The sequence below is a fragment of the Marinobacterium arenosum genome (assembly GCF_019795155.1).
Taxonomy (GTDB): Bacteria; Pseudomonadota; Gammaproteobacteria; order Pseudomonadales; family Balneatricaceae; genus Marinobacterium_C; species Marinobacterium_C arenosum.
Genome location: NZ_JAILYN010000004.1, coordinates 53,113 through 67,171, shown reverse-complemented (window position 1 = coordinate 67,171; position 14,059 = coordinate 53,113). Strand labels below are relative to the sequence as shown.

The following is a 14,059-nucleotide window of genomic DNA, read 5'->3' as shown; positions in this document are numbered from 1 at the left end:
TAGAGTGCGCAGTACAAGCGATCGAGCTTGCAACCTAACGCACAAGGAATAACATCATGAGCGAAGTTATTGAGCTGGTGACTTTCCGCACCAAACCCGGCGTGTCCGAAGCGGACTTTGTAGCCGCCTCCCAGGTCATCAGCGACTGGGCGGGGCGTCAGCCGGGCTTTCACTACCGCAGCCTGAGCCGCGATGGGCAGGGCCTGTGGCGAGATATTGTCTACTGGAGTAGCCAGGCTGACGCGCAGCGGGCGGCCGAAGCATTTATGCGCGACAACGGCCAGAGCGCTTTCATGCAGATGGTCGACGCCGACAGCGTGGTGATGAACCACAGCCAGGTGCAGCAAGCGGTCCTGGGCGGCTGCTAGTGCGCAAAGCCGAGCGCCTGTTCCAAATCATCACGCTACTGCGGGGTAGGCGCACGGCCATGACTGCGCAACAGCTGGCCGAGGTGCTGGAGGTCTCGTTGCGTACCCTGTACCGGGATGTCCAGGCGCTGCAACTGGCCGGCGTGCCGGTCGAGGGCGAGGCCGGTGTCGGCTACCGGCTGAGGCCCGGCTACCAGCTGCCGCCGCTGATGTTCGAAGCGGACGAACTGCTGGCCCAACTGGTGGGCCTGCGTATGGTGCGGGCCTTCACCGACCCGCAGCTGGCCGCTGCCGCGCGCAGCGCTGAGCACAAGGTGCGGGCGATTCTGCCCGAGCATCTGCAGCGCCAGGCCGAGCAACAGCCCTACCGGGTGCCGGTTCTGAAACGTGACGAGGAGGCCCGCCGAACCCACGCCATGCTGCGCAAGGCCTGCGAACGCTGCCAGTGCCTGACACTGCGCTATCGCGACCTGCAGGGGGAATTCAGCGAGCGGCTGGTTTATCCGCTGGCGCTGATCGGCTGGCGTCATTGCTGGACCCTGTTGGCTTGGTGCGAACTGCGCCGTGCCTACCGCAATTTTCGGCTGGATCGGATACTCGAGGTGTGCGTCACCGACCGCCACTTCGAAACCCACCACCAACTCAGCCTGCAGCACTATCTGGCCACGGAGCTGGCTATGGACGATTTCGACTAGCAACCCCTTGATAAACGACTAGGCGCGGCATCCGAGCCGCCAGGGTGTTTGATATCTCGTTTATTGCTGCGGGAACAGCTGTTCCAGTTCGCGCTCCAGCAGGCTGCTGTCGCCCAGGTTCAGCTCCACCAACCGGCGCAGGTGGCTGAGGCTTTCCAGCTCGAGGGTATCGAAGAGGAAGCCGGCATGGAGGCCTTCGGTGTGTGCCAGGCTGGCCGGCAGGCGCAGCCGGGTGGCGCCGTCCGCCAGTTCGATCAGCAGCTCGACCGGGCTGCCGACCGGGCAGGGCAATTTTTCGCTCAACGCCACCAGAGCGCCTTTCAGCGACAGGTCCAGCAACTCCACCGGGCTGGAGTGGCCGTCGAGTTTCAGCGCCGTGCTGGCGTCGAAGCGGATGCGGGTGAAGCGGCGTCGCTCGTGCGGATTTGCAGTTGTCACGATGATTTCCCGTACGGGTACTGATGCCTGCCATCTTAGTACAGCGCTTTCATTAATGGGAACCTTTCCGGCCTGTAATAAGAAGGCGCAACTGAGCTGGGTCATGGTTCCGCAACAGCACTGCGGGTAAGGTTGAACGCCTCGTAAATTTTCAGGAAGAAAGTGCGTCATGGTGTTCGAGGCATTGCTCGATGTGGTGACGGCGGGGCGGCACTCACGCTATTTCAATCACGCCCGCAGCCACCACCTGTACCGCCGCATCCGGGTGATCGCCCTGCTGATGGGATTGCTGCAACCGGCCTGGGTGCTGGTCGATGCGCTGTTGCTGCCGGCCGATATCCTGGCGCCGATCGCCCTCTGTCGGGCGCTGTCGGGCGGTCTCTGCCTGGTACTGGCCGCCTGGTATCACAGCCCTTACGATCTGCGGCTGGGCTACCTGCGCTTGCTGCTGCTGGTCGGCCTGCTATCGGCCTTTCAGACCGCTTCGACCTCGCTGCTGATCCAGGCCGGTTACGGCAACCAGGTGGCCGGCTACCACTTCTTCCCGTTTATGATCATCTGCATGATGGCGGTGTTTCCGCTGACCATCCTGGAGGTGATAGTCTTCGCCGGCGGGGTCCTCCTGCTGGAGTTGAGCACTCAGCTGATGCGCGACAGCTTCGGCCAGATCGGCACGTTGAACGACCTCTGGTTGCTGTCGGTGCTGGGCGCCATCGCCGGCTGGGCGGCGGTCAATCAGCTCAACATGCTGCTGGGGCTGTTCCGCCAGGCGACCCGCGACCCGCTGACCGGACTGTCCAACCGGCGCCAGCTGATGGAGCAGCTCGGTGCCGACTTGGCGAGCTACCGCTCCCACGGCAAGCCGTTGTCGGTGTTGATGTTCGATCTGGACCACTTCAAGCAGTTTAACGACCAGCATGGCCATGCCGCCGGCGATATTGTGTTGCGCACCTTCGCTAAGCTGATGCGCCGACACTGCCGTAAGAAGCTGGATCTGGCCGGCCGCTACGGCGGTGAGGAGTTCCTGATGGTGCTGCCCGGCCTGGATGCCGGTGAGGCCCGGCAGGTGGCCGAGGCGATTCGCAATGGCTGTCACGGTACCCAGGTATTGACCCCCAGCGGCGAGAAAATCGGCTTTACCACCAGCATCGGCCTGGCATCGGTCAGGGCCGGCGACGATATCGACGATCTGCTGAAGCGGGCCGACGAAGCGCTGTATGAGGCCAAAGGCAGTGGCCGCGACCGGGTGCAGATTGCGGCCTGAATGATTTACGATCGTGCGGCTTTGAAAACAAAAACGGCTCCCGAGGGAGCCGTTTGTTATTTTGATAAGTCTGGAACTTAGCCGATCCGCTTGTACTTGATCCGTTCCGGCTGGTGTTCTTTGCCGTAACGGCGCTTGTAGTCTTCCTGGTACTCGCTGTAGTTGCCTTCGAAGAACTCCACCTTGGAGTCGCCCTCGTAAGCCAGCATGTGGGTGCAGATACGGTCCAGGAACCAGCGGTCGTGCGAGATCACCACCGCGCAGCCCGGGAACGCCAGCAGCGCTTCCTCCAGCGCACGCAGGGTTTCCACGTCCAGGTCGTTGGTCGGCTCGTCGAGCAGCAGCACGTTGCCGCCCTCTTTCAGCAGCTTGGCCATGTGCAGGCGGTTGCGCTCACCACCGGACAGGTCCTTGACGAACTTCTGCTGGTCGCCGCCCTTGAAGTTGAAGCGACCGCAGTAGGCGCGGGCCGGGGTCTGGTAGTTGCCGACGGTGATGATGTCCTGGCCGTCGGAGATCTCCTCGAACACAGTCTTGCTGCCGTCCAGGTCGCGCGACTGGTTGACGTAGGCCAGCTGCACGGTGGAGCCGATCTCGATCTCGCCGGTATCCGGCTGCTCTTCACCGGCGATCATCTTGAACAGGGTCGACTTACCGGCGCCGTTACCGCCGATGATGCCGACGATCGCCCCCTGCGGGATGGAGAAGCTGAGGTCTTCGAACAGCACCTTGTCACCGAATGCCTTGGAGATCCCTTTAGCTTCGATCACCTTGTCGCCCAGGCGCGGACCCGGCGGAATGTAGATCTCCTGAGTCTCGTTGCGGCTCTGGAACTCCTTGGAGTTCATCTCCTCGAACTGCTTCAGACGCGCCTTGGACTTGGACTGGCGGCCCTTGCTGCCCTGGCGGACCCACTCCAGCTCGGCGGCAACGGATTTGCGGTGTGCCGCTTCCTGCTTGGCCTCCATCTCCAGCCGCTTCTCTTTCTGCTCCAGCCAGGCCGAGTAGTTGCCTTCGTACGGGATGCCGCGGCCGCGGTCCAGCTCCAGGATCCAGCCGGCGGCGTTGTCGAGGAAGTATCGGTCGTGGGTGATCGCCACCACGGTGCCCGGGTACTCCTGCAGGAAGCGCTCGATCCAGGCCACGGACTCGGCGTCCAGGTGGTTGGTCGGCTCGTCCAGCAGCAGCATGTCCGGCTTGTCCAGCAACAGGCGGCACAGTGCCACGCGGCGACGCTCACCACCGGACAGGTGTTCGACCTTGGCGTCCCAGGCCGGCAGGCGCAGGGCGTCGGCGGCGCGTTCCAGGGCGTTGTCCAGGTTGTGGCCGTCTTTGGCCTGGATCAGGTTCTCGTATTCCGCCTGTTTCTTGGCCAGCTCGTCGAAGTCGGCGTCCGGCTCGGCGTAGGCGGCGTAGACCGCTTCCAGCCCGTCCAACGCCTCTTTGACGTCGGCGACCGACTCTTCGACGATCTCGCGCACGGTCTTGCTGTCGTCCAGCTGCGGCTCCTGCGGCAGGTAACCGACCTTGATACCCGGCATCGGGCGGGCTTCACCGATGATCTCGGTGTCGATGCCGGCCATGATGCGCAGCAGGGTGGATTTACCGGCGCCGTTCAGGCCCAGTACGCCGATCTTGGCGCCCGGGAAGAACGACAGCGAGATGTCCTTCAGAATTTCGCGTTTCGGCGGCACGATCTTGCCGACGCGGTTCATGGAATAAACGTACTGAGCCATTCAGTGACAACCTGTATCTGTAATTGGAATGGCAAGATTTTATCTGATTGCGGTTATCGAGTGCCAACCTGATTCAGGTCAAATTTCAGGCTGGCGGGCAATCGGCGGCGATCTAGACTGCAGTGTGGCCGTGCTGCGCCGCGCTGTCCGGCCTGCATCGGCCAATTAAATCAACCGGGCGTACTTCAGTGCGCCACCGCCGTAGGCGGTTGGGGAGCCTTGCCGGCTCCTGGCCGACTGATACCCAAAGGGCACACAGCGTCAGCGCTACAGTCGCTGTCCAGGCCGTGTGGAACAGCGCCACTTGAAAAGACATTCCTCCCTGTCCTTGAACCGGCCTGCTCACCCTGAGTTGCGATTACCGCTGGTTCTGAAATAACCGCTTGAAAGCCATTGAAGCCGGGCTGAGCGGCTTTCAAGTGTCCTGCCCCGTTTCATACGGTATACTTCGCGCTCCTTCACCGGCCCCCTGCACAGGGCTGTACGTTGCACATTGCAAGTATTAGAGGACAACCGAGCAATGTTTACCAAAGACATGACTATCGCCGATTTCGACGCCGAGCTGTGGAATGCCATGCAGTCCGAGGCGCTGCGCCAGGAAGAGCATATCGAGCTGATCGCATCCGAGAACTACACCAGCCCGCGGGTGATGGAGGCGCAGGGTTCCGCGCTGACCAACAAGTACGCCGAGGGGTATCCGAACAAGCGCTACTACGGTGGCTGTGAGTACGTCGATGTGGTTGAGCAGCTGGCGATCGACCGTGCCAAAGAACTGTTCGGTGCTAGCTATGCCAACGTACAGCCCCACTCCGGTTCCCAGGCCAACGCCGCCGTTTACATGGCGCTGTGCCAGCCGGGCGACACCGTGCTGGGCATGAGCCTGGCGCACGGCGGTCACCTGACTCACGGCGCCTCCGTGTCCTTCTCCGGCCGTATCTACAACGCGGTCCAGTACGGCCTGAACCCGGCAACCGGTGAGATCGACTACGCCGAGGTCGAGCGCTTGGCAGAAGAGCACAAGCCGAAGATGATCGTTGCCGGCTTCTCCGCTTATTCCCGTATCGTCGACTGGCAGCGTTTCCGCGATATCGCCGACAAGGTCGGTGCTTTCCTGTTCGTCGACATGGCGCACATCGCCGGCCTGGTTGCGGCGGGCGTCTACCCGTCGCCGCTGCCGTTCGCCGACGTGGTGACCACCACCACCCACAAGACTCTGGGTGGTCCGCGTGGCGGCCTGATCCTGTCCGCCCGTGCCGACGAGGAGCTGCAGAAGAAACTGAACTTCGCGGTGTTCCCGGAATCCCAGGGCGGCCCGCTGATGCACGTGATCGCTGCCAAGGCGGTCTGCTTCAAGGAAGCGCTGGAGCCGGAGTGGAAGGCTTACCAGGCGCAGGTGGTGAAGAACGCCCAGGCGATGGCCAAGGTGTTCCAGGAGCGTGGCATCAAGATCGTTTCCGGCGGCACTGAAGATCACCTGTTCCTGGTCGACCTGATCGACAAGGACATCACCGGTAAGGATGCGGACGCGGCACTGGGCCGGGCCAACATCACCGTCAACAAGAACTCGGTACCGAACGATCCGCGCTCGCCGTTCGTCACCTCCGGCCTGCGGATCGGCAGCCCGGCGGTGACCCGCCGCGGTTTCAAGGAAGCGGAAGTGAGCGAGCTGACCAACTGGATCTGCGATATCCTGGACGATATCGACAACGAGGCGACCATCGCCAAGGTCAAGGAACAGGTCAAGGCGCTGTGCGCCCGCTTCCCGGTCTACAAGTGATCGGGTAGACAGGGTACAATGCGCGGGCGGTCTTCGGACCGCCTTTTTTATTTCTGCGTTATTTCAGCGTAATGCGCTCTTTTTAAGGGATTTCTCATCCCTCGCTCTTTATGACAGGATTCGAAGATGCATTGTCCGTTTTGCGGTGCCAATGAAACCAAAGTGGTCGATTCCCGGCTGGTGGCTGAAGGTCAGCAGATCCGTCGGCGCCGCGAGTGCGTTGCCTGTCATGAACGTTTCACCACCTACGAAATCGCCGAACTGCTGATGCCGAAAGTGATCAAGAGCGATGGCTCGCGCCAGCCGTTCGACGATGAGAAGCTGCGCGGTGGTATCCAGCGGGCGCTGGAGAAACGGCCGGTGTCGGTGGAGGATGTCGAAGCCTGCCTGAACCGCATCAAGCATCGCCTGCGCGCCACCGGCGAGCGCGAACTGCCGTCCCGCCAGGTTGGCGAAGTGACCATGGCCGAACTGCGCAAGCTGGACGAGGTGGCCTATGTCCGTTTTGCCTCGGTGTATCGCAGTTTCCAGGATATCAACGAGTTCCGTGAAGAGATCGAGCGGATGTCGCTGCGCGACGGCGTCGACAACGGCACGGACTGAGGTTGGCATCAGGCGTGATAGACGGGTGGCTTCAATGACAGCATTCAGCATTCAGGACCGTGAATTCATGGCGCGGGCGATCCGCCTGGCGCGGCGCGGGCTGTACACCACCGCGCCCAATCCGCGGGTCGGTTGCGTGCTGGTCAAAGATGGCCTGATCGTTGGCGAGGGCTTCCATCTGCGCGCAGGTGAGGGTCATGCCGAGGTCAATGCCTTGCGCCACGCCGGTGAGCAGGCCCGCGGCGCTACCGCTTACGTGACGCTGGAGCCCTGCAGCCACCACGGCCGCACGCCACCCTGTGCCGAAGGCTTGATTCGCGCCGGCGTGGCGCGGGTGGTGGCCGGCATGGTCGACCCCAACCCGCAGGTCGCCGGGCGTGGCATGAAACTGCTGGCCGAGGCCGCTGTCGTTGCCGAGCACGGCCTGCTCGAGGCGCAGGCGCGCGAGCTCAATCCCGGCTTTATCAAGCGGATGGAGCAGGGCATGCCGCTGGTGACCCTGAAACTGGCCGGCAGCCTGGATGGTCGCACCGCGATGCGCAGCGGCGAGTCCCAGTGGATCACCGGGCCGCAGGCGCGCCGCCAGGTGCAGCGGCTGCGGGCGCGTAGTTGTGCGATCATCAGCGGGGTCGAGTCGATCCTGCAGGACGATTCGGCATTGACCGTGCGTGAAACCGAACTGGGGCTGGATAACGCCGCCGAGATCGTCTGCCGCCAGCCGTTGCGGGTGGTGCTGGACAGTCGGCTGCGCACGCCGCCGGACGCGAACATACTTAAACAAGCGGGCCGCACGTTGCTCGTCCATGTCGGTGAGCGGCCGGGAAACGAACAGGCGCTGAAACTGGCTGGCGCCGAACTGCTGGCGTTGCCGGCACTGGATGGCCGGGTCGATCTGTCTGCGCTGCTCCGGTACCTGGCACAGCATGAGCAGTGCAACGAGGTGCTGGTGGAGACCGGTGCTACCCTGGCCGGTGCCTTCGTCGAACAACAACTGGCGGACCGGCTGGTGCTGTTCATGGCACCCACGCTGATGGGTTCGGATGGCCGGCCGCTGCTTGAGCTGCCGCTGACCCGGATGGCCCAGCAGATCCCGCTGAAGGTGCTGGACTGTCGCCAGGTGGGCGGGGATCTCTGTTTTACACTGCAGCCGAAGTATCGGGAGGCCGATTGATGTTTACTGGAATTATCGAAGCGGTGGGCATGGTCGCGGCGATCGAGATGCAGCAGGGCGATATGCGGCTCTATATCCGCACCGGCGCGCTGGACCTGGCCGACGTCAAGTTGGGCGACAGCATCGCCACCAACGGCATCTGCCTGACCGCGGTCGAGTTGCCGGGCGACGGCTTCTGGGCCGATGTGTCGCGTGAGACGCTGGCGCATAGCCGCTTTGAACAGCTGCAGGTGGGTGAGCGGGTCAACCTGGAAAAGGCGATGATGCCCAGCAGCCGGTTCGGTGGCCATATCGTCACCGGCCATGTGGACGGAGTCGGCGAGGTGGTCGAGCGCTATGATGATGCCCGCTCGATCCGGCTGGCGATCCGTGCACCGCAGAACATCCGCCGCTATATCGCCGGCAAGGGCTCGATCACCGTCGATGGCGTCAGCCTGACGGTCAACGCGGTCGACGGCGAGCTGTTCGAACTGAACATCGTGCCGCATACCGCCGAGCAGACCATTATCCAGCAGTATGGCCCGGGTCATCCGGTGCATCTGGAAGTTGATATCATTGCCCGCTACCTTGAACGGTTGCTGGGCGGCGCTGCGACCGAACCGCAAGCTGAATCGGCTGGCGGCGGCCTGAGCATGGAGCTGCTGGCGCAATCCGGATTTTTGAATCGCTGAGGCGAACGGGAAAGATTATGAAGCTGAACAGCACTGAAGAACTGATCGAAGATATCCGTCAGGGCAAGATGGTGATCCTGATGGACGACGAGGATCGCGAAAACGAAGGCGACCTGGTGATCGCGGCCGAGATGGTGCGACCGGAAGATATCAACTTCATGGCCACCCATGCCCGCGGCCTGATCTGCCTGACGCTGACCCGCCAGCGTTGCGAACAGCTCAAGCTGCCGCTGATGGTGCAGAGCAACGGCGCCCAGTTTTCGACCAACTTCACGCTGTCGATCGAGGCGGCGGAAGGGGTGACCACCGGTATTTCGGCGGCCGACCGCGCCCACACGGTGCGTACCGCGGTGAAAGCCGACGCCAAGCCGGAGGATATCGTCCAGCCGGGCCATATCTTCCCGCTGATGGCGCAGCCGGGCGGCGTACTGAGCCGCGCCGGCCACACCGAGGCCGGTTGCGACCTGGCCCGCATGGCCGGCTATGGCCCGGCGGCGGCGATCGTCGAGATCATGAACGAGGACGGCACCATGGCGCGCCGCCCGGATCTGGAGAAGTTCGCCGAGAAGCACAACCTGAAGATCGGCACCATCGCCGACCTGATCCATTACCGCACCATGAACGAGCACACCATCCATCGTGAAGAGGAGGGGGTGCTGCCGACCGAGTACGGCGATTTCAATTACATCACCTACCGGGACGAGATTCAGGGTTGCACGCACCTGGCGCTGTACCAGGGCGAGATCAAGGGCGACGAGCCGACCCTGGCGCGGGTGCATATCCGCACCGAGGTATTGCGCGACGTGGTCGGCGTCGATCCCGACGGCCAGCGTAAGTGGACCATGCGCCGTGCGCTGAAGCGGGTGGCCCAGGAGGGCCAGGGCGTGGTGGTGCTGCTGGATACCGGCGTACGGCTGGATCTGGGCGAGGCGCTACAGGGCGTGCTGGCCGGTCGAAGCAAATCCAACAAGGTCAATGTCAGCGCCTCCGGCGCCTACCTGACCGTCGGCACCGGCTCGCAGATCCTGCGCGACCTGGGGGTGGGCAAGATGCGCCTGCTCAGCTCGCCGATGAAATTCAACGCGATCTCCGGCTTTGATCTGGAGATCGTCGAATATATACCCTGTGAAGACTGATAAAGCGGAACTATAAGATGGCTGTTAAAACCTTTGAAGGTGATCTGATCAGCGGCGCCGGCAACTATGCCATTGTGGTCGGCCGTTTCAATGCATTTGTGGTTGAAAGCCTGCTGGAAGGCGCGCTGGACACCCTGAAGCGCCACGGCGTCAGCGAAGACAACATTCGCGTGATCCGGGTACCGGGCGCGTTCGAGATTCCGCTGGCGGTGAAGAAAGTCGCCCAGCAGAAGCGGGATGACGCCATTATCGCGTTGGGTGCGGTAATCCGCGGCGGTACACCGCACTTCGAATATGTCTCCTCCGAAAGCTCCAAGGGCGTGGCCCAGGTCTCCCTGGACTACGACGTACCGGTGGCCAACGGCATCCTGACCGTCAACAGTATCGAGCAGGCGGTCGAGCGTGCCGGTACCAAGATGGGCAACAAGGGTGCGGAAGCGGCGCTGTCTGCGCTGGAGATGGTCAGCCTGCTGCGGCAGCTTGAGGGTTAATCGGGCATGAGCGACAAACCTGCGTCCAAAGGCAAGAAAGTCTCCCTGACCGAACAGCGTCGTTCGGCGCGTGCCTTCGCGCTGCAAGCGCTGTACTCCTGGTCGCTGACCGGCAACCCGATCAACGAGCTGGAAGCCCAATTCCGGGTCGACAACGACATGCGCAACACCGATCTGCAGCTGTTCTCCGAACTGCTGCGTGGCGTTGCCAGCCGCAAGTCCGAGCTGGACAAGACTTTCGAGCCGTTCCTCGACCGCATGCTGGACGACCTGGACCCGGTCGAGTTGAACGTGCTGCGCATCGGCAGCTACGAGCTGCTGCAGCGGCTGGAAGTACCGTACCGGGTGGCGATCAACGAAAGCGTTGAGCTGGCCAAGATCTTCGGTGCTACCGACAGCCACCGTTACGTCAACGGTGTGCTGGACAAGGTCGCCCAGCGCGCACGGATGGCCGAGATCCAGGCCGCCCGCCAGAAGAAGTAAGCAGGGACGCAGGCACACAGTATGGGTGAATTCGAACTGATCCGGCGCTATTTCGCCCGCCAGCCGGCGGTCGACTCGGTGGCGCTGGGGATCGGCGACGATTGCGCCCTGCTGCAACTGCCCATCGGCCGACAGTTGGCGGTATCGATCGATACCCTGGTCGAGGGCACCCATTTTCTAGCCGGTTCGGATCCGGCCCGGCTGGCCGAGCGGCTGCTCGGCGCGGCGGTCAGCGATCTGGCCGGCATGGCCGCCGAACCGCTCTGGTTCACCCTGGCGCTGACCCTGCCGGAAGCGGATCCCGCCTGGCTGGAGCCGTTTGCACGACGGCTGTCGGAGCGGGCCGCCGACTTCGGCATCGTGCTGGTCGGTGGCGATACCACCCGCGGTCACCGCACGATGAGCGTCCAGGTACATGGCGCGGTGGAGCCGGGCAGGGCGCTGACCCGCCGTGGCGCGCAGCCGGGCGACCTGGTCTGCGTGACCGGCACCCTCGGTGATAGCCGGGGCGGTCTGCAGACGTTGCTGGATCAAAGCGCAGCCAGTGGAGATGTCGACTGGCTACGGCAGCGGTTCTACTGCCCCGAACCCCGTTTGGCGGTCGGCCACCGGATCGGCGGTATCGCCACTGCCGGACTCGATATCTCCGACGGTTTGCTGGCCGATCTCGGCCACCTGCTGGAGGACGGCCTCGGCGCGGAGATCGAACTGGACGGGCTACCGTTGTCGGCGGCGCTGGTGGCCCGGTTCGGCCGCGAGCAGGCACGCCAGTGGGCGCTGTCCGGCGGCGAGGATTTCGAGCTCTGTTTCACTCTGCCTGAAGCGCAGCGCTCTCTGTTGGCTTCGTTGTCCGACCAGGTCACCGTGGTTGGCCGCATCGAGGCCGAATCCGGTCTGCGACTGCGCCACCCCGATGGCCGGTTAGAGTCGGTTGCGGCAGCCGGCTTCGATCATTTTCCGGATAATTGAGCAGTAGCCGAGAAACGTAATGAACAAGGTACCGGCCTCGGTCTGGCGCAATCCCATCCATTTTCTCGCCTTCGGTCTGGGGAGCGGGGCCTCACCCTGGGCGCCCGGTACCGTCGGCACCCTGGCGGCGATCATCCCCTACCTCTGGTTCGCCAAGCTGAGCCTGCCGCTCTACCTGTTGATGCTGGTGGTCACCACGCTGATCGGTATCTGGCTGTGCGAGCGCACCTCCAGGGATATCGGCGTGCACGACCACGGCGGCATTGTCTGGGATGAGTTTGTCGGTTTCTGGCTAACCATGCTGGCCGCACCGGCCGGCTGGCAGTGGATCGCTATCGGCTTCGTCCTGTTCCGCATCTTCGACATCCTCAAGCCCTGGCCGATCCGCTGGGCGGACAGGAAGGTTCATGGCGGGCTCGGTATCATGCTCGACGACCTGCTGGCCGGCGTCTATGCCGGGCTCTGCCTGCAGCTACTGGCCGGGCTGAATATTTTCTAACATTCTGCCAGCGTCTCCTGTAGCAGCCGCTCCGACGGCGACTGCCGCGGACTCTGAAAGGACCCCGCGGGTCGTGGCTGAACCTGCCCGGCCGGAGCCGCTTTATTACATCTCCTACAGGGGCTGGGCTCCGTAGCAGCCCGCCGTAGCCAAGGGCCATGGCAAGCGAGTTGCTACGGTGAGATTCCTGCCTGCTGCGACTGTGGCATGGGCACTCCCGTCCCGCTATATACCCCAAAATCAAGGCCGCCCGTTGCCTGGACGGTTAACTTCCCGGGGCTCCAAAGCCCGCTTTCAGCTTGATTTCACCATCTTCGGTTACTGTTTAAATGACAGCTGAATATTGTGAGGCGTCATCATGGCATCCCTGACCCGCCCGGGCCTGGCAATCATCGTTGCGCTGTTGTTCGGCGCCCCTGCGCAGGCCCATCTTGTGAATCCTCACGACGACTGGCGCCGCCTGGTTCAGGGCAATATGGCCGCGGAAATCGTCGAGCCGGATCTGAGCGAGCATGGCGAAGTGCCGGAACGGGATCTCTGGGGCAACAGTATTTACGACTATAGCCGCTGAGCCGGTTGCCACGGCCGTTCGGCGGATTGATCCGGAGGCAGCCAAGGCGCGTATGAGGTAGTGAGGGATGGTTGGCTAAAAAATAATCAGGGTTTTCAGCTTGGTTTCAGATTGTCCCTCTAGAGTGAGATTGGAAAACAAAAAGTCACGAGGAACTAGTCATGAAAACACTACATATCTCCGGGTTGGTGACTGCGACTGTTCTTCTGGCATCGGCGCAGGTTTCGGCTGACAGCCAGTCCATGCAGAGTCAGATGTGGGCGCACAGCGACCTTGATTTGATGGAAGAGCAGGATATTCGAGAACAGGAGCAGATCGACCATTGGGGTAAGAGCGTCTACGACTATCAAAGCTCGCTGACACCGACAGTTGGAGCACAGTGGATGCTGGCTCATAGTGATCGTGAGTTGATGGACGAAGAAGAGATGCGCCATGAGGGCACGATCGACCACTGGGGTAAAAGCGTCTACGACTACCAGGGTTCGGTGACCACAGAGGCTGCCGGTTTAATGATTGCACGTAGCGATCGTGAGCAGACCGACGAAGAAGATAAGCCGTATGACGGTGTAATCGACCACTGGGGTAAGAGCGTCTTCGACTATCAGAGTTCCGTATCGTCCCCGTCCAGCCAGCTGCTGGCGCACAGCGATCGTCAGCTGATGGATGATGAGATGATGCGCGAAGAGGAGAAGACCGATTTCTGGGGTAACAGCGTTTACGACTACCAGAGCTCGATCCCGACCTATTCGAGCGACCTGCTGGCGCACAGCGATCGTGATCTGATCGAAGATGAGATGATGCGCGAAGAGGAGAAGACCGATTTCTGGGGTAACAGCGTTTACGACTACCAGAGCTCGATCCCGACCTATTCGAGCGACCTGCTGGCGCACAGCGATCGTGATCTGATCGAAGAAGAGATGATGCGTGAAGAGGAAAAGACCGACCACTGGGGTAAAAGTGTTTACGACTACCAGGGTTCGGTTACTTCCGATGTAAGTGGTCTGATGTTGGCGCACACTGATAAAGAACTGATTGAGGAGCTGCAGCAAGAGCGCGAGCAGAAATTCGACCACTGGGGTAAGAGCGTTTACGAGTACCAGAGCTGACAGCCCGCCCCCATTGACTACCCGACAGCGGCTCGCTCGGCGGGTCGCGGTTGGGCTGGTTGCAGCTTGGAGAGGAAATCC

At 62.3% G+C, this 14,059-nt stretch carries 16 protein-coding genes; 14 read left to right on the top strand and 2 right to left on the bottom strand.

What is annotated here, in order from left to right; all coding sequences use genetic code 11:
- Positions 1-56 precede the first annotated feature (56 nt).
- A complete protein-coding gene (locus K6T12_RS03000) occupies positions 57-368 on the top strand; it encodes a hypothetical protein (RefSeq protein ID WP_222219337.1) in 312 nt (103 codons plus the stop codon).
- Positions 368-1,063: a helix-turn-helix transcriptional regulator gene (locus K6T12_RS02995; protein WP_222219336.1), complete on the top strand. Its 696-nt coding sequence runs from the start codon at positions 368-370 to the stop codon at positions 1,061-1,063. Before K6T12_RS03000 ends, K6T12_RS02995 begins: the two co-directional genes overlap by 1 nt.
- Before the next feature lie 60 nt (positions 1,064-1,123).
- On the opposite strand, the gene K6T12_RS02990 is transcribed toward K6T12_RS02995, so the two are convergent.
- A complete protein-coding gene (locus K6T12_RS02990; protein ID WP_315853555.1) occupies positions 1,124-1,501 on the bottom strand; it encodes a PilZ domain-containing protein in 378 nt (125 codons plus the stop codon).
- Between the two features lie 169 nt (positions 1,502-1,670).
- Here K6T12_RS02990 and K6T12_RS02985 point away from each other — a divergent pair, with 169 nt between their 5' ends.
- Positions 1,671-2,765 (top strand): GGDEF domain-containing protein, encoded by a 1,095-nt coding sequence (locus K6T12_RS02985; RefSeq protein ID WP_222219334.1) that lies wholly within the window; start codon positions 1,671-1,673, stop codon positions 2,763-2,765.
- 77 nt (positions 2,766-2,842) lie between these two features.
- On the opposite strand, the gene ettA is transcribed toward K6T12_RS02985, so the two are convergent.
- The gene (ettA, locus tag K6T12_RS02980) at positions 2,843-4,501 is read right to left on the bottom strand and encodes an energy-dependent translational throttle protein EttA (RefSeq protein WP_222219333.1); all 1,659 of its coding nucleotides are present in this window, start codon (positions 4,499-4,501) and stop codon (positions 2,843-2,845) included.
- A gap of 520 nt (positions 4,502-5,021) precedes the next feature.
- On the opposite strand from ettA, the gene glyA reads away from it, so the two are divergent.
- The 11 genes from glyA to K6T12_RS02925 all read left to right on the top strand — a co-directional run bounded on the left by glyA (position 5,022) and on the right by K6T12_RS02925 (position 13,978).
- Positions 5,022-6,278, top strand: coding sequence for a serine hydroxymethyltransferase (glyA, locus tag K6T12_RS02975; RefSeq protein ID WP_222219332.1), 1,257 nt, complete (start codon positions 5,022-5,024; stop codon positions 6,276-6,278).
- Positions 6,279-6,404: 126 nt separating this feature from the next.
- The gene (gene nrdR, locus K6T12_RS02970; protein ID WP_222219330.1) at positions 6,405-6,881 is read left to right on the top strand and encodes a transcriptional regulator NrdR; all 477 of its coding nucleotides are present in this window, start codon (positions 6,405-6,407) and stop codon (positions 6,879-6,881) included.
- A 34-nt stretch (positions 6,882-6,915) separates the two neighbouring features.
- A complete protein-coding gene (gene ribD / locus K6T12_RS02965) occupies positions 6,916-8,052 on the top strand; it encodes a bifunctional diaminohydroxyphosphoribosylaminopyrimidine deaminase/5-amino-6-(5-phosphoribosylamino)uracil reductase RibD (RefSeq protein WP_222219328.1) in 1,137 nt (378 codons plus the stop codon).
- Positions 8,052-8,723: a riboflavin synthase gene (locus tag K6T12_RS02960; RefSeq protein ID WP_222219326.1), complete on the top strand. Its 672-nt coding sequence runs from the start codon at positions 8,052-8,054 to the stop codon at positions 8,721-8,723. The genes ribD and K6T12_RS02960 overlap by 1 nt, the downstream gene beginning before the upstream one ends.
- A gap of 17 nt (positions 8,724-8,740) precedes the next feature.
- Positions 8,741-9,859 (top strand): bifunctional 3,4-dihydroxy-2-butanone-4-phosphate synthase/GTP cyclohydrolase II, encoded by a 1,119-nt coding sequence (ribBA, locus tag K6T12_RS02955; RefSeq protein ID WP_222219324.1) that lies wholly within the window; start codon positions 8,741-8,743, stop codon positions 9,857-9,859.
- A 17-nt stretch (positions 9,860-9,876) separates the two neighbouring features.
- Positions 9,877-10,350, top strand: a complete 474-nt coding sequence (gene ribH, locus K6T12_RS02950; RefSeq protein ID WP_222219322.1) for a 6,7-dimethyl-8-ribityllumazine synthase — start codon at positions 9,877-9,879, stop codon at positions 10,348-10,350.
- Positions 10,351-10,356: 6 nt separating this feature from the next.
- Positions 10,357-10,833: a transcription antitermination factor NusB gene (gene nusB / locus K6T12_RS02945; RefSeq protein ID WP_222219320.1), complete on the top strand. Its 477-nt coding sequence runs from the start codon at positions 10,357-10,359 to the stop codon at positions 10,831-10,833.
- Positions 10,834-10,854: 21 nt separating this feature from the next.
- The gene (gene thiL / locus K6T12_RS02940) at positions 10,855-11,802 is read left to right on the top strand and encodes a thiamine-phosphate kinase (protein WP_222219318.1); all 948 of its coding nucleotides are present in this window, start codon (positions 10,855-10,857) and stop codon (positions 11,800-11,802) included.
- A gap of 19 nt (positions 11,803-11,821) precedes the next feature.
- The gene (locus tag K6T12_RS02935) at positions 11,822-12,301 is read left to right on the top strand and encodes a phosphatidylglycerophosphatase A family protein (protein ID WP_222219316.1); all 480 of its coding nucleotides are present in this window, start codon (positions 11,822-11,824) and stop codon (positions 12,299-12,301) included.
- Positions 12,302-12,659: 358 nt separating this feature from the next.
- A complete protein-coding gene (locus tag K6T12_RS02930; RefSeq protein WP_222219314.1) occupies positions 12,660-12,872 on the top strand; it encodes a hypothetical protein in 213 nt (70 codons plus the stop codon).
- Positions 12,873-13,033: 161 nt separating this feature from the next.
- Positions 13,034-13,978 carry a hypothetical protein gene (locus K6T12_RS02925; protein WP_222219312.1) on the top strand — a complete coding sequence of 315 codons (945 nt, stop codon included), beginning with the start codon at positions 13,034-13,036 and terminating at the stop codon, positions 13,976-13,978.
- The last annotated feature ends 81 nt before the right edge of the window (positions 13,979-14,059 follow it).

Bases quoted from the DNA above. Each gene is read 5' to 3' on its own strand.
- K6T12_RS03000 (WP_222219337.1), top strand. From the start codon at position 57: ATGAGCGAAGTTATTGAGCTGGTGACTTTCCGCACCAAACCCGGCGTG.
- K6T12_RS02985 (WP_222219334.1), top strand. From the start codon at position 1,671: ATGGTGTTCGAGGCATTGCTCGATGTGGTGACGGCGGGGCGGCACTCA.
- ettA (WP_222219333.1), bottom strand. From the start codon at position 4,501: ATGGCTCAGTACGTTTATTCCATGAACCGCGTCGGCAAGATCGTGCCG.
- glyA (WP_222219332.1), top strand. From the start codon at position 5,022: ATGTTTACCAAAGACATGACTATCGCCGATTTCGACGCCGAGCTGTGG.
- nrdR (WP_222219330.1), top strand. From the start codon at position 6,405: ATGCATTGTCCGTTTTGCGGTGCCAATGAAACCAAAGTGGTCGATTCC.
- ribD (WP_222219328.1), top strand. From the start codon at position 6,916: ATGACAGCATTCAGCATTCAGGACCGTGAATTCATGGCGCGGGCGATC.
- K6T12_RS02960 (WP_222219326.1), top strand. From the start codon at position 8,052: ATGTTTACTGGAATTATCGAAGCGGTGGGCATGGTCGCGGCGATCGAG.
- ribBA (WP_222219324.1), top strand. From the start codon at position 8,741: ATGAAGCTGAACAGCACTGAAGAACTGATCGAAGATATCCGTCAGGGC.
- ribH (WP_222219322.1), top strand. From the start codon at position 9,877: ATGGCTGTTAAAACCTTTGAAGGTGATCTGATCAGCGGCGCCGGCAAC.
- nusB (WP_222219320.1), top strand. From the start codon at position 10,357: ATGAGCGACAAACCTGCGTCCAAAGGCAAGAAAGTCTCCCTGACCGAA.
- thiL (WP_222219318.1), top strand. From the start codon at position 10,855: ATGGGTGAATTCGAACTGATCCGGCGCTATTTCGCCCGCCAGCCGGCG.
- K6T12_RS02935 (WP_222219316.1), top strand. From the start codon at position 11,822: ATGAACAAGGTACCGGCCTCGGTCTGGCGCAATCCCATCCATTTTCTC.
- K6T12_RS02930 (WP_222219314.1), top strand. From the start codon at position 12,660: ATGGCATCCCTGACCCGCCCGGGCCTGGCAATCATCGTTGCGCTGTTG.
- K6T12_RS02925 (WP_222219312.1), top strand. From the start codon at position 13,034: ATGAAAACACTACATATCTCCGGGTTGGTGACTGCGACTGTTCTTCTG.